A 22029-nucleotide genomic window follows, 5' to 3' on the forward strand; every position below is an offset into this window, starting at 1 on the left:
CATTAAAGATTTAGAAAAAGATGCAACCTATTGTTTTTTCGGTTGTCATTAGATGAACAACATACATTCATATCATTACATCATAACAAATTAAAACTAACGCCTAAATGATAAGAAAAAATAGAATTGTCATTATGCTGTTACTGTTTATATCGGTAGCAGGTATTTCGCAAACAGAAAACCCAGAGCTTTCTAAGAAAGAAAAAAGAAAAAACAGACCTGCTTATATAGGGTTTACAGTAGGACTAGGGAAATCATCTTTTAGAGATTTTGCAACCTCTCCACTTTTTTATAAAGGCACACCAAAAAACATAGCGCTATCATATATCAAAGCTGATATAGAAAGAGAATCCGAAATTGGAGCATCCTATTTTTTTGGGCAGTTCCACAATAACTTTAACAGGCATTTCCAAAGTAGTAAGCTTCATAGTGTATCCTTGTACTATTCTAGGTTATACCGGTTAAACATGCTTAGTTCTCCTAAGTTAAATGTAAAAGTCGGTGGATTATTTAATACCACTACTAATTTTAGAACCAATGAAGGATTTGGTAATAACGGAGTAGGAGTAGAAATTATTCCAACTCTTTTTGGCTCTGTTAAAATCGAAAAAGATATAAGCCGTAAAGAAGAAAAGAGTAAAAAGTTCTTATTTATTAAATATAAACTAAAGAAAAGAACAAGAAATTTAGCATTTAGACTAAATGTTGGATTGGTCAATAGCTCGTTTAGAAATGGATATGTGTATAATGGGCAATCAGGTTTGTTAAACGAAGCAAATATATTTGATGAGTATGAGTTCGATATGTTTTCTGGGTTTAGGGTAAATAGTTCTTTAGACTATACAATTTCCCTTAAGAACAAAAATGCATTACGATTTTCGTATGTATGGGATGCCTATAAAACCGGAGGGGATTTTGATAAATTCGAAATGTCTGCCCATCTTTTAAAACTCACTTTTCTATTTAATACCAATAATAAGTAATGAGAAAGTTATATAGTATAGTAATAATAAGTCTATCTCTTATCTCTTGTGAGAAAGCACTTTTTGAAAACGACCTGGCCTCTACAAATCCAAAAGATAATTTTGAATATCTATGGAACGAATGCAATGAGAAATATTCCTATTTTGATGTGAAAAATATTGATTGGGATGTTGTAAAATCCGAATATTCTGCCAAAATTTATGATGGAATGAGTCAAGATTCCCTATTTAAAGTATTGGGAGGAATGTTAACAGAACTAAGAGATGATCATACCAATCTAATATCCAATTTTAATATCTCTACGTTTAGAGTAGATTACTTGGGACAGGATAATTTTGATTGGCGTATCATCGAAGATCACTATTTAAATCGGGACTATTACATTACAGGACCATTTTTGCATAATTTTCTTGATAATAAAGAAATAGGATATGTACGTTTTCCTTCTTTTCCAGGTACTGTAGATGGCGATAACCTGAATTTTGTTCTAAACAGATATAAAAATACAAAAGGATTAATCTTAGATTTACGAGAAAACGGAGGCGGAGCTGTAACCGATATTTTTGCAATTTTAAGCCGTTTTGTAGAGCGTAAAACGCTGGTTAACTATTCTAGAATAAAAAGTGGCCCGGGGCGAAATGATTTTTCTGAAGCAGAACCGGTATATGTCTCTCCGTATAGTGGAATACGTTATAAAAATAAAATTGTTGTATTAGTAGATCGGGGAACATATAGTGCAGGTTCATTTTTCTCACTTGCGACCAAAGCGCTTCCAAATATTACACTTATTGGGGATACTACAGGCGGGGGGCTTGGCCTACCTAATGGCGGACAATTACCTAATGGTTGGACCTACAGGTTCTCTATTACACAAGCATTAACATTAGATAAGAGCCCTGATTACGAAAATGGAGTTCCACCAGATATTGAAGCCTTGGTAGATTGGAGTGATTTGACAAAAGATGAAGTCCTGGAGCGTGCAATTTTAGAACTGCAATAAGGCATTATTTTAATACTATTTCAGTTCGTATTCGTAATCCATGAAACATAGTAAAAGAAAAAAACAGTCACATTGTAGTGACTGTTTTTACTTTTATATGTGGTTTATTGCTCGGTTACTTTTTGTACTCTTTCTACAGAATCATTCTTAGAGAGCGAAAGTCGAACTATACTATCTTCTACTGCGATTAAATTATGAATGATGCTAGGCTCCAGAGAAATAAGATCTCCTTTTTTAAGAATATGATCGGTAGTGTCGACTCCAAAATTAATCTCACCTTCAAAAATAGACACAGTAATTGGGAATGGGGTCTTATGACTTTTCATTTCCTGTCCTTTTTTAAAAACGATTCTAATTTCTTTGGTAGCATCATTTTCTATTAATTTGGTGATGACTGGTTTTGTATCTCCGTAGGTAAGATCCTTGAGTAATGAGGTTAATTGCATAGTAATTGTTTTTATACAGCAAAACTAACTATATTCTTCTGCTTGTTTTATGAGTTAAATCATAAGGTAAAGTAAACTCCTAATCGTAATTTGCAGGCATAATTAGATGTAATGTATACGATAAATGTCATAGATACTATTGGATATGCTCATGTTTTAGAGTTTAAAAAATTTGAGTATCGCAACCTTATGGAATTATTAGTCAACAGGCTACATGATGAAATAGGAGATTGTAAAGGCAGAGGGCTATGTGGTACCTGTCATATTCGGGTACATTCATCTAATACTTCAATGCAATTTTTTGAAGGACTAGAAGAGAATATACTAAAAAATCAATTAGACTATTATCCCAACAGCAGATTGGCCTGTCAAATTCTTTTGGACGAACATATCGATACGATGCAAATCGAGATTATAGGAGGAGATTGATTGCTAACAAAGCTTGTTGAAGTATTATACGATTAATCGCCAAAAAAACCACAACAAGCTTCGAACTAACAATACCGCTATAGATTACTTTACAGCAATTACAGAGATTTCTACATTCACAGATTTTGGTAGCGTTAATACCGCTACAGTTTCTCTTGCAGGTGCAGTGGCTTCATTAAAATAACTGCCATATACAGCATTTACTTCAGCAAAATTATTCATGTCACTTAAAAAAATAGTGGTTTTAATCACATTTTCGAATGTCATTCCTGCTTCATCCAACACAGCTTTTAGATTTTGCATAACCAGTTTGGCTTCAGTAGTGATATCATCCAAAACTAATGCTCCTGTTTCTGGATTAATTGCAATCTGACCTGATGTATATAATGTATTTCCGGTTAAAATAGCCTGACTATAAGGACCAATAGGAGCAGGGGCTTTGGTCGTAGTTATGATTTTTTTCATGTGATAGGATATAATATTAGTTTATAATTTTATTGCTAATCTGAAAATTTGAAAACCAGAAACTTGACTCCAAACCAAGAACTTATAGTTGTCTGTCTGGCTCACGTCTTTTGTCCCATTTAATATCGCTAAGCATCGATGATTTGATACCTATAAAGAAGTTCCATGATGTTCTTTCACTAAAAGGAATCCAATTAAAATTCATCACCCAACTTTCCAGGTCCCGTTGAAACCTTAAATTAGTATAGGTAAATCCGGGATTCTTTAGATCATATCCCGAAGATACTCCAACCGACCATCGCGGTGCAAGTTCTACATCACCAGAAAACATGATAGAGTGCGATGATATTTCATTTTGCCGGGCGCTATTACTATAATTAACATTATATGACAATCGCAATGTCCAGGGGATTTTATAATTATAATTTTTTATGTCTTTATCGGTATCTTTACTTTTGTTTTTATCAAAAGAACGAGTCTCTCCAAAGTCGGTAACTCCCCCAAACAGATTGTCAGGCCGACCTTCATTTCTAAAGTTTTGATTATCTAATGGGTCTTCATTAACTTTTCCTTTTTCAAAGTCTTTACTCGAAAATGAATACCCAAAATTAGCACTAGCTCTGGTTAAACGAAAAAGGCTACCTCCATTATTGATATTCCACACATCGATTTTACGATTATTATTATCTAATGCATAAGGGTCTAATTGTGCATTAAAGTTAATATCCAGCTTATTTTGGATTATCGGGATATTACCGGTAATAGATAGCGGACTTAACTTTAAAGAATCTCCTGCAACATTATAAGATGTACTAAAATTAAGGTTGTTTAATAAAGTCACTTTTTTAGCTTCTGTAGCTGTGCTGTCCTTACTTTTTACCTTCATTTCTACATTGTTACTAAGAGAAAAACCAATACTGCTAGAAAATGTATTACTAGGTGCTCCAAAATAACCTCCTTCGAACCTGGAGTATTCTACAACTTCTGTTTCATCAATAGTAGTCGTATTAGGATCATCGGTAACCGTATAGCTATCATAAAACTCACTAAATGCGGGATTTATACTATAGCTAATAGATGGTCTCATAGTGTGGCGAATCGCTTCTATTTTTTTGCCTTTCTTAAACTTGAAAGTACCATAAATAGTGGTACCCAGGCTTGTCGAAAAATTATACGTACGAAAAGCATCAAAACCTTTTATAGTATCCCGTACTACTTCGCCAGCACCATCATTAGCACTAGAGTCATAACTTTGCTTTATCGTTTCAAATACCCAGTTTTCCTGAAAATTTGTTCCCGCAGTAGCACTAAGATATTTAAACAGCTTAAAATTTGTTGATAAAGGAATGGTATGTTGCATTCCTAATTTAGCACCTTTAAACATATCAGATGAGAATAAATCATCATCGGTCGTTTGTATTCTGTTTTCTCCTTTAAAATTATATTGTGTATTTATATTCTGTATGATTCCTTTTTTTGCACCTACTTTTGGAGCAAAAGGAAATACCCTTGATACACTTACATTCATATTAGGAAGTGATAAATTTACAGTCCCAGTGTTGGTATTAGAGTTATGAGTAGCTGCAAGGTTAACATTAACCTGTGGGTCTCCCTGAAATGTCTTTGAATAGGATATATTAGAACTAATTTGATTGTTCAGGAAATTACCCGTATTAAGCTGGTTGGTGGATTGCTGAAAAAAGTCACTACTTCCAAAATTTACAGAGGCCGAGAACCTGGAGTTTGGATTGGCTTTTGCATCCTGGCTATGTGTCCATTGGATATTGTATGTAGTGGTTTTGGCAAAATCGGGAAACCCTCTTTCGCTTTGCAGAATATTTTCATACCTAAACCTAAGACTTCCCCTGTATTTATAGCGTAAGGCATAGGCCGATTCTGCAGCAAAACTATAACTACCATTAGTATAATAATCCCCCATAAGAGTTAGATCTACATAATCGCTAATGGCAAAATAATACCCACCATTTTGAAGAAAATACCCACGATTATTCTCTTCTCCCGGACTGGGAATAATAAATCCTGAAGTCCTATCCTCTGTTAAAGGAAAATACCCAAAGGGTAATCCTAACGGTGTAGGAACATCGGCAATAAACATATTCACAAGTCCCGTTACGATTTTCTTTTTAGGAACAAACTTAATTCTACGAGCATAGAAATAGTATTCGGGGTCTTCGATATTTTCTGAAGTAGTGAATTTTACATTTTTCATGTAAATCACAGAGTCATTCTCCCGTTTTGAAATCTCATTTTTAATTCTAAACCCATTCTGTTCTGTTCTAGAATTGTATATCAGTGCTTTTTCGGTATCAAAATTAAAACGAATAGAATCTGGTTCTACTACATTTTGTGCTTGTTTAAAAACAGGAGTTTGTACATATTCGCCCAGAGAATCTTTAATTCCATAAGCATATACTTCATTTTTGCTGTTGTCTACTACAATAAACCCCGCATTAATCTGCATCTCTCCATATACGATTTCGGCATTATCATAAAGATACATTTTATTCTCTTTACGACTCAATCTCATATAATCAGTAGCTTTATAGACCACTTTGTCTGTTAATAGCTGTGGTTCTGCGAGTGTGTCTTTTTTAACCGTATCCTGAGCTTTTTCATTAAGTAATTCCTCTGGATTGATTTCAAGAGGTTTTATAGTGTCCTGATTAGCAGGAATAGGCACCTCCTTAGTTTCGTTTATTTCCTGTGCTGTAATTTGACAAATACAAAGCAGTGAAAAACTTAGTGAATAAAGTATGTAACGTACCGTTGTTTGCAATGGTTTAAATCCTATTTTTGTATAACTATGGCTCAGTTTTTGAAGTGCCAAAATTACATATATTTTTTATGCTTAGATTGTAATTCAGAAAAAAATAAAAAATTATGTCAAAAGCATACCTTCTAAGCTGTATAAACATAGAAGATATAGGTTTATTATATAAATCACAATCTTTAGATTTTTAACTTGTTATATTAAATACTGAAACATAACAGAAATGTTTCAAAATTAGTAGTAAAATTATTTGTAGTTGATGAGACGAAGTATAGTATGTAGTGTTTTTTTATTGGTCTTTATGTTTGTTATATCTGTTTTTAACACAGATGTGGTTGCCCAGGAAAAAGAAAAGTTTATTGTTGTTTTGGATGCTGGACATGGTGGTCATGATCCCGGCAACCGAGGAAATGGCTATAAAGAAAAAGAAATTGCACTAGATGTAGTTTTGGCCGTAGGCGCGGCTTTAGAAGATGATGGTAGGTTTAAAGTAGTGTATACCCGAAAAACAGATACCTTTATAGAATTACATGAGAGAGGAAGTATTGCCAATAAGGCGGGAGCAAATCTTTTTGTATCTGTACATTGCAATTCGCACCGCTCTCAGGCTTTTGGTACAGAAACCTTTGTTTTAGGACTACATGCTAACAATGAAAATTTTAATGTAGCAAAAAAGGAAAACTCGGTAATCCTTCTGGAAGATAATTACGAAGCTAATTATGATGGGTTTGATCCTAATTCTCCAGAATCAATTATCGGACTTACTTTAATGCAGGAAGAATATCTGGATCAGAGCCTTACACTGGCTAGTTTTGTGCAGAATAGATTTAAAAAAGCATTAGACAGAAAGAGTAGAGGAGTAAAACAAGCTGGTTTTGTCGTTTTACATCAAACCTATATGCCTAGTGTTCTTATCGAATTAGGTTTTCTAACTAACAATAGTGAAGGAAAATATCTTAACTCTAAAAAAGGACAGGGAGAGATGGCAAAATCTATCACTACCTCGATTGTAGATTATAAAGAGAGCCTTGATGCTATCTATAAAGTAGATCCTCCTAAAACTCCCGAAGTAACCAAAGTAACTGCCAAAATGGATGGTGATCGCGTGTTTGATGATATTACATTTAAGGTGCAAATAGCAGCCGGATCCAGTGATATAGAGTTACAATCGTTTAATTTTAATGGCTTGGATCAACTGTCTAAAAATAAAACAGGAGACCTCTATAAGTATTACTTCGGAAGTACGTCTAATTATACTTTAATACAGGAATTAAGAGAAATTGCAGTGGGTAAAGGATTTGATTCTAGCTTTATCGTTGCTTTTCGTAATAGTGAATCGATTCCTTTAACCGAAGCTTTAAAAGCTGATACATCTTCGAATTAATCTAAATAAATACTGATAATTCCTTAGGAAATTACCAGTAGAAATGTATTTTTATTCTAAATTTGTGTCCTAAAATGTAATCTATTTTGAAATTTACTCGAGAAGTCAAAACAGGAATATTAGCAATCTGCGCAATAGCACTTTTAATCTTTGGCTATAGTTTCCTGAAGGGAAAAAATCTCTTAGAAAATGATAGAACCTTTTATGCTGTTTATGATAATGTAGAAGGGTTAATACCTTCTTCTCCCGTAACCATAAATGGTATGGTTGTAGGGCAAGTGGTTTCTATCGGTTTTGCAGATGCCAAAGGTAACCTTGTTGTAGAGTTTAATGTAGATAGTGATTTTTCGTTTTCAAAGAATAGCCTGGCCAAAGTATATGGAGGTGGCTTGATAGGTGGTAAATCCCTAGCAATAATGCCTAAATATGAACAAGGCCTTGAAGCAAAAGATAAAGACACACTACCCGGTAGAATAGAAGCAGGTCTTCTAGAGTTGGTAAATGATAAACTCGCTCCTTTACAAGAAAAACTTGAAGCTGCAATTACAGATGCAGATACACTTCTAAACTCGGTTAATGGGATTCTTAATGTAGATAATAAAAATAATCTGAATTCTATTTTTAAAGATTTAAGCATAACAGTTAAGAATTTTAAAGGAGCTTCAAACTCTTTAAATACGATTCTTTCGGGTAATGAAGAAAAGCTAAACAATACATTTACAAACCTGGATAAAATGTCTACTAATCTTAATAAGGTTTCAGATTCCCTGGCTCAGATAAATGTAGCCAAATTAGGAAAAGACCTGGAAAAGGTACTAGCTAATTTTGAGAAAATTTCAAAAGACATTAACTCAGGAAGAGGAACTGTTGGAAAATTACTGAAAGATGATAAATTATATGATAATTTAGAAAAAACCAGTAAACAACTAGAATTACTGATACAGGATTTACGATTAAATCCAAAACGATATGTTCATATTTCGGTTTTTGGAAAGAAAAATGCTCCTTACGAAAAACCAACAGATTCAATAAATTAAAACATTATGCAATACATACCTAATATCCTATTTATACTTGTTTTGGTAGCGGGTATTGGATATTTCACAAAAAATGTCCGTAAAGTCATTCGTAATATCCGATTAGGAAAAGACGTAGATCGTTCTGATAATAAAGGAGAACGATTTAAAAATATGGCTAGGATAGCATTAGGACAGTCCAAAATGGTACGACGACCTGTAGCTGGGATATTGCATATTGTTGTATATCTAGGGTTTATTATCATCAATATAGAAGTATTAGAAATTATCATCGATGGTATTTTTGGTACGCATAGAATCTTTGCGTTTTTAGGAGGATTGTATGATTTCTTAATTGGTTCATTCGAGATTTTGGCATTCCTTGTATTTGTAGGGGTGGTTTTATTTTGGATTCGTCGTAATGTGATTAAATTAAAACGTTTCTGGAATCCAGAGATGAAAGGATGGCCAAAAAATGATGGGAACTTAATCTTGTATTTCGAGATGGTTTTGATGACTCTGTTTTTGGTAATGAATGCATCAGATCTTCAACTACAAGCGTTAGGAGCAGAGCATTATATCAAGGCTGGAGCGTACCCAATAAGTCAGTATATATCTCCACTTTTTAATGGGATGTCAGAAACAGCTCTAATCGTATTAGAAAGAGCATGCTGGTGGGTGCATATTATAGGAATATTAGTGTTCTTAAATTATTTATATTTTTCAAAACATTTACATATCCTGTTGGCATTTCCGAATACATATTATGGAGACTTAAACCCTAAAGGAGAACTTGATAATCTCGAAGCTGTTACCAAAGAAGTGCAATTAATGATGGATCCGAGTGCAGATCCTTTTGCTGCTCCTGCAGATGATCAACAAGAGGGAGAGCCCGAGAAATTTGGAGCATCAGATGTTGCAGATTTAAACTGGGTGCAATTGCTAAATGCATATACGTGTACCGAGTGTGGCCGTTGCACAAGCGAATGCCCTGCAAATCAAACAGGAAAAAAACTATCTCCGCGTAAAATCATGATGGATACCAGAGATCGTTTAAAAGAAGTAGGAGACAATATTGATAAGAATGGTAGTTTTGTAGATGATGGAAAACAATTGCTGAATGACTACATTACTCCTGAAGAATTGTGGGCTTGTACCAGTTGTAATGCCTGTGTAGAGACTTGCCCGGTTAGTATTAGCCCATTGTCTATTATTATTGATATGAGACGCTATCTGGTAATGGAGCAAAGTGCAGCACCATCTGACCTAAATAATATGATGACCAATATAGAAAATAATGGAGCTCCATGGCCGTTTAACCAAATGGACAGATTAAACTGGAGCAATGAATAATTTTTATTAAATAACCAATCAGAATACATTAAATTTTAACCAAAACTTTTAACCAATTAAACCACAAATTAATAGAAATTATGAAAAAGGAAGAAGTAGAAAAATTATTGCATGATAAAATAGAAGAAGGAGAGCATGTAAGTCCGGTCCTGCCAGAAGGTGTCAAGAATTACCTTATTGATATTGATGGGACTATAACCGAAGATGTACCTAATGAAGAACCAGGGCGAATGGTTACTTGTGAGCCTTTTCCTGATGCATTAGTTACATTAAATAAATGGTATGATCAAGGACATGTTATATGCTTCTTTACTTCAAGAACCGAAGAACACAGAGATGTGACCGAAACATGGTTAAGAAAATGTGGCTTTAAGTATCACAGTCTTTTGATGGGAAAACCAAGAGGAGGAAACTATCATTGGATTGATAATCACCTGGTAAAAGCAACACGATATACGGGTAAATTTACAGAACTGGTAGAAAGAGTTGTGACGATCGAAGTTTTTGATGATGGAAAACATGATTAAAATATGAGTTTTGGGAGTGTATTCCTAGACTTTAAATAGTATAATATGAGTGAGACAGTAAAGGTGCCAACAATGGCAGAATATATGGCAGAAGGCAAAAAACCAGAAGTTTTATTTTGGGTGGGTTGCGCTGGTAGTTTTGATGACAGAGCTAAAAAAATTACAAAAGCTTTTGTGAAATTACTTCATAATGCAAATGTGGATTTTGCTGTATTAGGTACCGAAGAAAGCTGTACGGGAGATCCGGCAAAAAGAGCAGGTAATGAATTCTTGTTTCAAATGCAGGCCGTTACAAATATAGAGGTAATGAATGCTTACGAAATTAAAAAAGTAGTTACTGCATGTCCTCACTGTTTTAATACTTTAAAAAATGAATATCCTGTACTAGGAGGAGATTATGAAGTAATGCACCATACTCAATTCTTAAAATCCCTTCTTGATGAAGGTAGATTAAAAGTTGAAGGAGGAAAATTTAAAGGTAAACGAATTACATTTCACGATCCCTGCTATCTCGGTAGAGCAAATAATGTATACGAGGCACCAAGAGATTTACTTAGAAAATTAGAAGTAGAACTTGTAGAAATGAAACGCTGTAAGCGAAATGGCTTATGTTGTGGAGCTGGTGGTGCACAGATGTTTAAAGAACCAGAACCTGGAAATAAGGATGTTAATGTCGAAAGAACAGAAGATGCCTTAGAAACCAAACCAGATATTATTGCCGCCGGATGTCCTTTTTGTAATACAATGATGACAGATGGGGTAAAAAGTAAAGAAAAAGAAGAAAGTATACAAGTGATGGATGTGGCCGAACTTATTGCCAACGCTCAGGATTTGTAGATTTTTTCTTAATTATACACAATTTTATTAGAGTTAATATGTTTTTTCATATTAACTCTTTTCTATAATCGTAAATAGCAATAGTTTTTGTTACTTTAGTAAAAAATAGCTCATGTTGGTAGATTTTAATGACCTTCCGGAAACATCTCGAGTGTGGATTTATCAGGCAAATCGGTCATTCACTTTGGATGAACTGGAAGAGATCGAGAAAAAAATAAAAGAATTTATAACTCAGTGGACAGCCCACGGTGCTGATCTAAAAGCGGGTTATGAAATAAAGTATAAACGATTTATAACCATTGGACTAGATCAAGGAGTGAATCAGGCAACTGGATGCTCTATAGATGCTTCTGTTCGTTTTATTCAGGAACTAGAACAAGTATATAATGTAGACTTGATGGACAAGATGAACGTGTCTTTTAAACAAGGAGAATTTGTAGCCTATAAACCTCTTGCAGATTTTAGGAAAATGGCTAAAAATAGATCAGTATCCCCAAATACTATCGTTTTCAATAACCTGGTTACTAATATTGCCGAATATCGAATCAATTGGGAAATCCCTGCAAAAGATAGTTGGCATAACCGTTTTTTAAATTAAAATTTACGTGCGGCAGATCATAAAAAAGTATTTTTATTTTATATTTTTTCTAATAACTTTTGGCGTTGATGCTCAATCAGAAAATCCTTTATTAGTAGAAGATGTTGAGACTCAAAGAAGATGGGTAGATAGTATTTATAATAGAATGACCCTTAAGGAAAAAGTAGGGCAGTTATTTATGGTAAATGTATCTTCTTCTGATCCCCAAAAAGAAACAGATAAAATAAAACGACTCATCGAAGAGTTTATGATCGGAGGCGTTATTTTTTCTAAAGGAGGACCTAAGCGACAGGTTAAACTAAATAATGAATATCAGAAGTTATCCAAAATACCATTGTTAATAGGTATTGATGCAGAGTGGGGACTTGGTATGCGATTAGATTCGACACAAGCTTTCCCCTGGAATATGACTCTTGGAGCAATACAAGATGATCATTTAATAGAAGAAACCGGAAGACAGGTAGCACGGCATTGTAAACGAATGGGAGTCCATATTAATTTTGCACCCGTAGTAGATATTAATACAAACCCCAAAAACCCGATAATTGGTAACCGTTCTTTTGGAGAAGATAAAGAAAAGGTAGCTCAAAAAGCACTGGCTTTTATGAAAGGAATGCAAAGAGAAGGGATTCTGGCCGCTGCTAAGCATTTTCCTGGTCATGGTGATACCGATACCGATTCGCATAATACATTGCCGACTATTAATTTTGATGCCAAAAGAATTGATAGTATCGAATTATACCCATATAAAAAACTTATTAATGAAGGGTTATCTAGTATTATGGTAGCTCATCTTAATATTCCTAGTTTAGAATATAGATCAGACTATCCATCTTCTATTTCTAAAAAAGTAGTTTCTGGAGTATTAAAAGATAGCTTAAAGTTTGAAGGTTTAATTTTTACAGATGCTCTTAATATGAAAGGAGCTTCTGATTTTAAAGCGCCTGGAGATATTGATTTGGCAGCTTTTTTAGCAGGAAATGATATTCTTTTAATGTCTGAAGATGTACCGTTGGCATCTCAGAAAATAGTATCTGCATATTACTCTGGAGCTTTAACAGAAGAGCGTTTGTCTTATTCTGTTAGAAAGATCTTATTTGCCAAATATAAAGCAGGCCTTAACACCTATCAACCTGTAGAAACAGGTTTTCTTTATGAGGAACTAAATAGTGTTAAAAATAAAGTGCTGTTTCATGATTTGGTCGAAAATTCTTTGACCGTTATAAAGAATGAAAGAGCAACACTGCCAATTAAGAACCTTGACCTGAAAAAAATTGCTTATGTTTCTCTTGGTGATGACTCTGGAGAAGCTTTTTATGAAGAATTAAGTAAATATACTCAGGTCGAATGGGTGAAAGCCAATCAATTGGGTGAAATGGTAGAACAATTGAAAAACTATAATTATGTTATTGTAGGTTTTCATAAATCAAACGATTCACCCTGGGCAGAATATAAGTTTAAGGATAAAGAATTAGTTTGGTTATACGAAATTGCCAGATTAAATACTACGGTTCTTAGTGTATTTGCAAGACCTTATGCAATGTTAGATATGTTAACCACTACGAATTTTGAAGGGATAGTGATGTCTTATCAAAATAGTAAAGTGGCTCAGGAAAAAACAGCACAATTACTTTTTGGAGCGTTAGAAGCCAAAGGAAAACTTCCTGTAAGCATCGGAGAAGAGTTTCCTGCTGGTACAGGACTGCATACGAGGGCCTTAAATAGATTATCTTATGGGTTACCCGAAAGTGTTGGGATGAATTCTTATAAACTTAATAGAATTGATTCTATAGTAGATTTTGCACTAAAAGAAAAAATGGCACCTGGTGTGCAACTCATTGTTGCAAGAAAAGGAAAAGTAGTATTTAATAAAAATTATGGGTACCATACCTATAGTAAATTTAGAAAAGTTAAAGGATCTGATGTTTATGATTTGGCATCTTTAACCAAAATATTAGCTACTTTACCACTTACTATAGAGTTAAAGGATAAGGGAATAATTTCCTTAAATACAAAGGTAGGAAAGATGTTACCTTCCTTTAAAGGTTCTAATAAAGAGAATATTACCATAAGATCAATGCTGTCACATTATGCAAAATTAAAGGCCTGGATTCCTTTTTATTTGCAAACAATGGATTCTATTACCCGAAAACCGGATAAGAAATATTATCGAAATAGTCGCTCTAAAGATTTTAATATAGAAGTTACTAATAACCTTTATTTCAGAAGTGATATGAAGGATTCTTTACTGCTAAGAATTAGAGATAGTGAATTGAGAGATAGATTAAAATATAAGTATAGTGATTTACCGTACTATCTTTTAAAAGCATATATAGAAAGTCATTATAGTAATACATTGCATAAGCTAACCCAACAACATTTTTATAAGCCATTGGGGGCTAATAATACCTCATATTTACCTTTAACACGTTTCAGAAAAAAAAGAATAGTTCCTACAGAGTATGATAAGATCTTTAGAGACGAAGTTGTTCATGGGTATGTTCATGATCAGGGAGCTGCTATGTTAGGAGGAATTGCTGGGCATGCAGGACTATTTGCTAATGCAAATGATATTGCCAAGATCATGCAAATGTATCTCAATAAGGGGTATTATGGAGGTAAGCAATATTTTAGAGAAGAAACGTTGGATGAGTTTAATACATGTCATTATTGTCATCGAAATGTACGACGGGGAATAGGTTTTGATAAACCACAACTAGGAGATGTAGGCCCGACTTGCGGGTGTATATCAATGACTAGTTTTGGGCATAGTGGATTTACAGGAACCTTTACCTGGGCAGATCCAGAACAGGAAATGATATATGTCTTTTTAAGTAACCGTACTTTTCCTAATGCCGCAAATAGAAAACTCATATCACATGATATTCGCTCAGAGATACAAAGGTTGATCTATGAAGCAATAGATTATTGATTGTATCAACAGAAAAACAATAATTTTCAAAAGTTAAAAAATATGAGTGTCAGGGTTTCAAATCAAGATGCAATATGCTCGCGTATAATAGCTGGGTGTATGAATTGGGGAGAATGGGGAGCTAATTTAACCGTAAATCAGGCTCAGGAATTGATAGAAGATTGTCTTGCAATAAATGTTACCACTTTTGATCATGCAGATATCTATGGGTATTATACGACAGAAATATTATTTGGTAATGCGCTTAAAAAACGACCTTCTCTTCGAGAAAAAATGCAACTTGTTACCAAATGTGGTATTAAACTAGTAACACCTAACCGTCCTGATACTACTATTAAATCATATAATACTAGTAAAGAATACATTATAAGTTCTGCAGAACAATCTTTGCAGAATCTAAATACAGATTATATAGACCTTTTTTTGATTCATAGACCAAGCCCGTTAATGAATCCAGAAGAGATTGCAGAGGCTTTTACCCAACTTAAAAATGATGGTAAGGTGTTGCATTTTGGAGTATCAAACTTTACGATACATCAATTTGAAATGTTACATAAGTTTATACCTCTGGTAGCAAATCAGATAGAAGTATCTTCTCTTCACCTGGATCCTTTTGTAGATGGTACTTTAGATCAATGTATTACCAAGCATATTATGCCCATGGGATATTCTACATTAGCAGGAGGGAAATTCTTTGCCAAACACCCAAAAGATAGAGTTATTAGGATTAATAAGGTGGTAAATGCATTGGCAGAAAAATATAATGTTACCCCTGACCAGATTCTAACATCCTGGATCATAAAACACCCTTCTGGTATTCTTCCAATTATTGGTTCAACCAAAATCAATCGTATTAAATCTGCAATAGATGCTTTAGCTATTAATATTACAGACGAAGAATGGTTTATGGTTTGGGAAGCTTCTACAGGGAAAGAAGTAGCTTAGAAGAAGACTGTGTTGGTTATAAAATATGCCTCAATGTATATATAATTGGTTGCCAGTTTCTTTGCTTTACAAGCATGGGAGAGCACGTTAATTGGATCTATACATAATGTTAAAATACTTGTAAATTACTGTATGTTGCTGTTTTTTACTATATATTTAATATTGAAAATCGAACGTTTATTTACAATTTCATGTAAAATTTGTAAACCGTAACATTTAAATTCTTCACAAATCGTTATTCCCCTAACCCCCTAACCTTAAACTAATGAGTAAGTATAAACTAACATGTATCGGATTAGTGTTGTCTGTTTTTATTTATGTAACAACTATTGTTTTAGAATTAGAATTGTTTGAAAAAGCTATCGCATTATTGGAGAGTATAGAACAATTTGAGTTTGACGAAATGATAATTCCATTAATAGTATTTTTTGTATTTCTATTTATAGATACACAACAAAATGCTAAAAAAGTAAAGATGGAAAATGCTAAACTAAATATTTATAAAGCTATGCTTTCTTCTAGTCATCATATCCTAAATAATTTTATTTATCAAATGGATATATTTAAAATCACAGCAGAAGATACCCCTGGTTTTGATGTAAAAGTTTTGGCTTTTTATGAAGATATTATTAATAATGCTGCTCATCAAATTCATTCTTTGAGCAACCTTACTACTATTGATGAATTTTCAATACGAACTTCGGTAATGAATGAGACTTAATGTGTAGTATACAGGTTTTTACGTAGATTTATATTTCAAAAAAGCTAAAAACAGATCCTCCATATTTTCTCGAATTACTAAAATGTGGTGATTCCTCGAGAGAGGTATGTTTAGAGTGCTCAATAATCAAGACCCCGTGTTCATTTAGTAATTCATTTTCAAAAACTAATGTTGCAATTTTGTGAAATTGATCTGTTGTAAAATCATATGGGGGATCAGCAAAAATAATATCTACTTTTCGTTTTACTTTTTCGAGGTAACTGTACACATCACTTTTTATAGTCTCAATAGGAGCATCTAGTTCTTTTGCTACGCTTTTGATATACCCAAGACAGGCATAGTGAGCATCTACTGCGGTTATATCCTCTGTTCCTCTGGATAAGAATTCATAGCTTATGTTTCCTGTACCTGCAAAAAGATCTAGAATTGATATCTGAGAGAAGTTATATTGATTTCTTAGGATATTGAACAATGCTTCTTTTGCCATATCGGTAGTAGGACGTACAGGCAGTTTTTTAGGTGCTGTAAGTCTTTTTCCTTTATATTTTCCTGAAATAATACGCATATCTAAAAATGGCTAAGTAATACAAAATGTTTATGAGGCTCAAAAGATGTTATATCTTCTGTTACTTGTGGTTTCTTAAGAAGGTTTCCGAAACGTATATGACGAATATAAGTATATGCAATATTGAAAAACTCACTATCCCTGGAAATATCTCCCAAAAACACTAAACTAAATTCTTCTGGATTTAGTTGTAGTTGTTCTGTAGTGTACAATAGATAATACAAAAAATCTTCTTTAGTTTGATATTTATAGGTATTACTTAATATCAGATTCCCTTTATTGATTACTATAATATCGAAAGAAGCATCATTTATATTCGCAAAAACGGTGATAGATTCACTGTTTTTTTCTTGAGTAAGTAAAGAATTTATTAAAATGGTACTAGAATGCTTATAAGTAAAAGAACCAAATGTATCAAAAAAGAAATTATTGATGTTGGTATAAGGAATGTAGACTGTTGTTATATTATGAGGGTGTAATTCATCATAAGCAATAAAATCATTTTGAAGCACTTTGGTATTAAATTTAAGGTACTCCTTTAATGAATCTTCGTTAAATAAAGCTTTAGGAACAACAGTATATAAGTCATTTTGATGAATTACTTCGATAGTATCAAAAGTTCCTTTTAGATTATGATTGTGATCAAAAGTATATTTGATTTTATCAAGTACTTGTGTGGGAGTTAATTGTATACCAAAGGATTCATGCGCTATTGATGTTATTTGATTATTAGTATTTACGGTACAAAAAGAAAGTCCATTCAAGCTTACCTGAATGGACAATGTTTTTGATGTATTATCAATTGTATTATTGATCGTTTGCACCATAAGTTCTTGGCCAGTTACCAGAAGTCATTACTTCTGTCATTGATCCTACCGAAAGGAATCCTCCATTAACTTCATCAACAGAACGTACTTCTTTCTCTTGAGCTAATAAATCTTTATCCTGATCGTGTAGTAGTATATCTTTAGCTACTTTAGCTTCAAAAACCGGAATTCGTAGATCATTTTTGTTAATATAACCTGCATCCATTTCAAAATTAGATTCAACACCTTCGATCGGTATTTTAATCATATTTTTATGATTTCCTGTTTTAAATAAAGAATCTTTTACCGATGCATATCCAAGGGTATCAACAATAACTGTATCTCTTGGCTCATCAATTTTAAGTATCTTATTAAATGCAATATAACTAGAATCTCTTCTTTGGGTTAGTGTAAATTTAGCAGTATCTATAAAAGCAACTAATTTAACAGGATCTTTAGTAAATTTTCCAGTTACTGATCTGTATGCCAATTGAGCTGTACGAATATCTCTTAAATTTTCAACAGCTTTTGCATATCTAGCTTGCTTTATTTTATTGAACTTTACAGGACCATTAACAGAATTGAATACCAAGTATCCTAAAACTCCTATAATAACCCACAGAACTAATTGAACAACAATTTTCATTTTATGATTTAGCTTTAAACATTAGTGTATACGCAAATCTACAATTTTTTTTTAATCGTAAAAGTTTATTGCCAAAAAATCATCCCTATCTTTGATTTATTAATAGTAATATGAATCATATAGATAAGTTTTTTTAATGAAGGAAAAAGAATTTTATGAATTATTAAAAGAAGATTTTCCTTTTGAACCTACTATAAAACAAGATATTGTCCTACAAAAACTATCTTATTTTGTGTTATCAGGGGCAAAAGAATCACTTTTTCTACTAAAAGGATATGCAGGTACAGGAAAAACTACTTTAATAGGATCTTTGGTGAAAAACCTTTGGAAAGCTAAATTAAATGCTGTTTTACTTGCTCCCACGGGTCGTGCGGCTAAAGTGATTAGTAATTTTTCGGGAAAGCAGGCTCAAACCATACATAGGAATATTTATTATCCCAAAAAGGATAAAAGTGGGGGATTAGCTTTTCAATTAAAACAAAATAAAAATCGTAATACTATTTTTATTGTAGATGAAGCTTCTATGATACCAGACACACCCAGTGATAGTAAATTGTTCGAAAACGGATCTTTACTAGATGATCTAATGATGTATGTGTATTCTGGATTTAATTGTAAAATCCTTTTTATTGGGGATACTGCGCAATTACCGCCAGTAAAACTAGAAGTAAGCCCGGCACTCGATCCTAATAACCTTGCAATGGGATTTAATAAAGAGGTTACCCAGATAGAGTTAGACGAAGTAGTACGACAAGCAGAGAATAGTGGCATTTTAATGAATGCTACCCAGCTAAGAGAAACAATTAATGATGGTTTTTATGACTCTTTTCGGTTTCAGGTGTCAGGATATCCAGATGTAGTTCGGTTTTTTGACGGCCATGAGATTATGGATGCATTAAATGAAGCATATGCTAGTGTAGGACACGAAGAATCAGTGATTATACTTCGTTCTAATAAAAGAGCTAATATTTATAATCAGCAGATTCGCTCAAGGATACTTTTTCAGGAAGAAGAACTGTCACCCGGTGATTATTTAATGGTGGTTAAGAATAATTATTTTTGGCTGGATAACAAAAGTGAAGCTGGTTTCATTGCTAATGGAGATATAATTAAAATTTTAGAGATTTTTTCTATAAAAGAATTGTATGGATTTCGGTTTGCTATAGTTAATGTTAGTATGGTTGATTATCCAAATCAAAAACCTTTTGAAACGGTTTTGTTATTAGATACATTAACATCAGAAACTCCATCTTTATCTTATGAAGAATCAAATAAATTGTATCAGGAAGTCCTAAAAGATTTTGAAGATGAGAAATCGAAGTACAAACGGTTTATGGGAGTAAAGAATAATAAGTTTTTTAATAGTTTGCAAGTCAAATTCTCTTATGCCATTACGTGTCATAAGTCACAAGGAGGGCAATGGGATAATGTTTTTATAGAGCAGCCTTATCTTCCCGATGGGATCAATAAAGATTATTTGAGATGGTTGTATACTGCTGTTACCAGAGCTAAGAAAAAGTTATATTTAATAGGATTTAAAGATGATTTTTTTATTGAAAACTAAAATTTGCATAACATATGTATAGTGTAGTTTAGTTTTTTTTAAATAAATTATGAAACTAAATATAATGGTTGGCCCGAAAATTGATTTAAAAAAGTTATTTTTGCAACTCTAGAAAAGCAACAAATTTTGAACAAAAATACTCTAAAAACTATCGCAATGATACCTGCGAGGTATGCTGCCACGCGTTTTCCTGGCAAGCTAATGCAGGACCTAGAAGGGAAAAGCGTTATAAGAAGAACGTATGAAGCGACCCTAAATTCAGGACTTTTTGATGCCGTATATGTAGTTACCGACAGCGATGTTATATATAAAGAAATTACTTCTCATGGTGGTATAGCTATTATGAGTAAGAAGGAACATAGCTGTGGTAGTGATCGAATAGCCGAGGCAGTCGAAGACATGGATGTTGATATTGTAGTAAATGTCCAGGGAGATGAACCTTTTACCGATAGAGAAAGTTTAGAAAAAGTGCTAAGCGTATTTTATCAGGAAGATTCTGATCGTATAGACTTAGCTAGTCTAATGACTCCTATGGATGACTGGGATGATATCATGAATCCTAATAGTGTAAAGGTCATTGTGGATGAAAATAATTATGCATTATATTTTTCTCGTGCACCTATACCATACCCAAGAGATAAAGAAATAAACCACGTTTACCATAAACATAAAGGTGTTTATGCGTTTAAGAAACAAGCTATTTTAGATTTTTACCGTTTACCAATGCGTTCTTTGGAAGCTTCAGAGAAAATAGAATGTATTCGATATCTCGAATATGGTAAAAATATTAAAATGGTTGAAACGCACCACGAAGGTGTAGAAATTGATACCCCGGAAGATTTAGAAAGAGCAAAAAGAATAATAAATAAAGAAAATCTATTGAATCCAAAATCTATAATTACTCCAGAAGAATCTACTTCTACGCATAAAAATTTCCCAATGGTACCAAAAGTAGTATTTGGGAAAGGAGCTTTTAATCAGATTTGTGATATTATTTCACCCGAACGAAATGGTGTTGCTCCTTTTATCTTTTTGGTAGATGACGTTTTTAAGAACAATACCTCGTTTATAGAGGATAGAATACCATTATCTTATACCGATGAGATAGTTTATGTGTCAACTGTTGAAGAACCTAAAACATCACAGGTAGATGAGATAGTTACTAAAATAAGAAATGATTATCAGTATGTTCCCAGTGGAATTATTGGAATAGGTGGGGGCTCTATATTGGATTTGTCCAAGGCGGTAGCGATCATGCTAACCAACCCGGGAAGTGCTGCAGATTACCAGGGATGGGATCTGGTAAAGAATAAAGCTGTATTCCATGTTGGGATTCCAACAATCTCAGGAACAGGAGCAGAAGTATCTCGTACCACTGTACTTACAGGACCCGAACGTAAATTAGGAATCAATTCTGATTTTACACCTTTTGATCAGGTGGTATTAGATCCAGAATTAATAAAAGATGTTCCTAAAGATCAATGGTTCTATACGGGTATGGATTGTTATATTCACTGTATTGAATCACTAGACGGAACGTATTTAAATGCATTTAGCCAGAGCTATGGCGAAAAAGCCTTAGACTTATGCAAAGAGATTTTTCTCGAAAATAACCTAAACAAAGAAGAGGTAGATGCAAAATTAATGATGGCTTCCTGGCATGGCGGGATGAGTATTGCATATTCTCAGGTTGGTGTTGCTCATGCGATGAGTTATGGGCTGGCATATGTATTAGGTACAAAGCATGGGATAGGTAACTGTATCGTATTTGATAAATTAGAAAAATACTATCCTGAAGGTGTAGCTGTGTTCAAAAAAATGAAAGAATTTCATAATATCAATTTACCCACAGGAGTTTGCGCTAATGTAACCGAAGAGCAATTAGATGTAATGACTAAGGTCGCACTAAGTTTAGAACCGCTCTGGGAAAATGCCCTGGGATGCGATTGGAAATCTAAAATAAATACAGATATGTTGAAAGAACTTTATCGTTCTTTGTAAATCGTTTTTCAATCTTTTA

The 22029-nt window shown here is 33.4% G+C and carries 20 protein-coding genes and 1 pseudogene; 15 read left to right on the forward strand and 6 right to left on the reverse strand.

All coding sequences use genetic code 11. The features are described 5' to 3' along the window. Positions 1–107 precede the first annotated feature (107 nt). Positions 108–983, forward strand: a complete 876-nt coding sequence (locus tag NNH57_RS21425; RefSeq protein WP_132065993.1) for a hypothetical protein — start codon at positions 108–110, stop codon at positions 981–983. Continuing rightward, positions 983–1984 (forward strand): S41 family peptidase, encoded by a 1002-nt coding sequence (locus tag NNH57_RS21430; RefSeq protein ID WP_074406721.1) that lies wholly within the window; start codon positions 983–985, stop codon positions 1982–1984. The genes NNH57_RS21425 and NNH57_RS21430 overlap by 1 nt, the downstream gene beginning before the upstream one ends. 104 nt (positions 1985–2088) lie before the next feature. Here NNH57_RS21430 and NNH57_RS21435 read toward each other — a convergent pair whose 3' ends face one another. After that, a complete protein-coding gene (locus NNH57_RS21435) occupies positions 2089–2430 on the reverse strand; it encodes a cupin domain-containing protein (protein WP_074406720.1) in 342 nt (113 codons plus the stop codon). 111 nt (positions 2431–2541) lie between these two features. On the opposite strand from NNH57_RS21435, the gene NNH57_RS21440 reads away from it, so the two are divergent. Beyond that, complete coding sequence (locus NNH57_RS21440) at positions 2542–2859, forward strand: 2Fe-2S iron-sulfur cluster-binding protein (protein WP_108807659.1); 318 nt, start codon at positions 2542–2544, stop codon at positions 2857–2859. An 84-nt stretch (positions 2860–2943) separates the two neighbouring features. Here NNH57_RS21440 and NNH57_RS21445 read toward each other — a convergent pair whose 3' ends face one another. Then, positions 2944–3324, reverse strand: a complete 381-nt coding sequence (locus tag NNH57_RS21445; protein ID WP_108807658.1) for a RidA family protein — start codon at positions 3322–3324, stop codon at positions 2944–2946. Positions 3325–3406: 82 nt separating this feature from the next. After that, entirely contained in the window at positions 3407–6121 is a 2715-nt protein-coding gene (locus tag NNH57_RS21450) for a putative LPS assembly protein LptD (RefSeq protein WP_254504238.1), read from the reverse strand. Positions 6122–6374: 253 nt separating this feature from the next. Between NNH57_RS21450 and NNH57_RS21455 the strand changes: the two genes are divergently transcribed. The 9 genes from NNH57_RS21455 to NNH57_RS21495 all read left to right on the forward strand — a co-directional run bounded on the left by NNH57_RS21455 (position 6375) and on the right by NNH57_RS21495 (position 16428). Then, complete coding sequence (locus tag NNH57_RS21455) at positions 6375–7499, forward strand: N-acetylmuramoyl-L-alanine amidase family protein (RefSeq protein WP_074406717.1); 1125 nt, start codon at positions 6375–6377, stop codon at positions 7497–7499. Positions 7500–7585: 86 nt separating this feature from the next. Further along, positions 7586–8536 carry an MlaD family protein gene (locus NNH57_RS21460; RefSeq protein WP_074406716.1) on the forward strand — a complete coding sequence of 317 codons (951 nt, stop codon included), beginning with the start codon at positions 7586–7588 and terminating at the stop codon, positions 8534–8536. Between the two features lie 6 nt (positions 8537–8542). Further along, positions 8543–9868: a 4Fe-4S dicluster domain-containing protein gene (locus NNH57_RS21465; RefSeq protein ID WP_074406715.1), complete on the forward strand. Its 1326-nt coding sequence runs from the start codon at positions 8543–8545 to the stop codon at positions 9866–9868. Between the two features lie 80 nt (positions 9869–9948). Further along, positions 9949–10395: an HAD family hydrolase gene (locus NNH57_RS21470; protein ID WP_074406714.1), complete on the forward strand. Its 447-nt coding sequence runs from the start codon at positions 9949–9951 to the stop codon at positions 10393–10395. Positions 10396–10440: 45 nt separating this feature from the next. Further along, positions 10441–11232, forward strand: a complete 792-nt coding sequence (locus NNH57_RS21475) for a (Fe-S)-binding protein (protein WP_074406713.1) — start codon at positions 10441–10443, stop codon at positions 11230–11232. 112 nt (positions 11233–11344) lie between these two features. Beyond that, positions 11345–11830: an ABC transporter ATPase gene (locus tag NNH57_RS21480; RefSeq protein WP_074406712.1), complete on the forward strand. Its 486-nt coding sequence runs from the start codon at positions 11345–11347 to the stop codon at positions 11828–11830. 7 nt (positions 11831–11837) lie between these two features. Further along, entirely contained in the window at positions 11838–14762 is a 2925-nt protein-coding gene (locus NNH57_RS21485; RefSeq protein WP_373419373.1) for a glycoside hydrolase family 3 N-terminal domain-containing protein, read from the forward strand. Positions 14763–14804: 42 nt separating this feature from the next. Beyond that, positions 14805–15707: an aldo/keto reductase gene (locus NNH57_RS21490; protein ID WP_074406800.1), complete on the forward strand. Its 903-nt coding sequence runs from the start codon at positions 14805–14807 to the stop codon at positions 15705–15707. A gap of 265 nt (positions 15708–15972) precedes the next feature. Next, entirely contained in the window at positions 15973–16428 is a 456-nt protein-coding gene (locus NNH57_RS21495) for a hypothetical protein (protein WP_074406711.1), read from the forward strand. 28 nt (positions 16429–16456) lie between these two features. Here NNH57_RS21495 and rsmD read toward each other — a convergent pair whose 3' ends face one another. From rsmD to NNH57_RS21510, 3 genes are read right to left on the reverse strand one after another with little or no spacing between them, the layout of a single operon-like run. Continuing rightward, positions 16457–16993: a 16S rRNA (guanine(966)-N(2))-methyltransferase RsmD gene (gene rsmD / locus NNH57_RS21500; RefSeq protein WP_074406710.1), complete on the reverse strand. Its 537-nt coding sequence runs from the start codon at positions 16991–16993 to the stop codon at positions 16457–16459. A gap of 2 nt (positions 16994–16995) precedes the next feature. Continuing rightward, the gene (locus NNH57_RS21505; protein ID WP_074406709.1) at positions 16996–17820 is read right to left on the reverse strand and encodes a DUF3822 family protein; all 825 of its coding nucleotides are present in this window, start codon (positions 17818–17820) and stop codon (positions 16996–16998) included. Then, entirely contained in the window at positions 17801–18445 is a 645-nt protein-coding gene (locus tag NNH57_RS21510) for a type II secretion system protein (protein ID WP_074406708.1), read from the reverse strand. Before NNH57_RS21510 ends, NNH57_RS21505 begins: the two co-directional genes overlap by 20 nt. 136 nt (positions 18446–18581) lie before the next feature. Between NNH57_RS21510 and NNH57_RS21515 the strand changes: the two genes are divergently transcribed. The 3 genes and pseudogenes from NNH57_RS21515 (at position 18582) to NNH57_RS21525 (ending at position 22010) form a co-directional block, all read left to right on the forward strand. After that, positions 18582–20009, forward strand: a complete 1428-nt coding sequence (locus tag NNH57_RS21515) for an ATP-dependent DNA helicase (RefSeq protein ID WP_108807657.1) — start codon at positions 18582–18584, stop codon at positions 20007–20009. Between the two features lie 156 nt (positions 20010–20165). Further along, positions 20166–20870, forward strand: a pseudogene (gene kdsB / locus NNH57_RS21520) (3-deoxy-manno-octulosonate cytidylyltransferase); the annotation flags it as partial. Between the two features lie 78 nt (positions 20871–20948). Continuing rightward, positions 20949–22010, forward strand: coding sequence for an iron-containing alcohol dehydrogenase family protein (locus NNH57_RS21525; protein ID WP_234423352.1), 1062 nt, complete (start codon positions 20949–20951; stop codon positions 22008–22010). The last annotated feature ends 19 nt before the right edge of the window (positions 22011–22029 follow it).

It is taken from the genome of Aquimarina spinulae (genome assembly GCF_943373825.1).
GTDB classification, from domain to species: Bacteria; Bacteroidota; Bacteroidia; order Flavobacteriales; family Flavobacteriaceae; genus Aquimarina; species Aquimarina spinulae.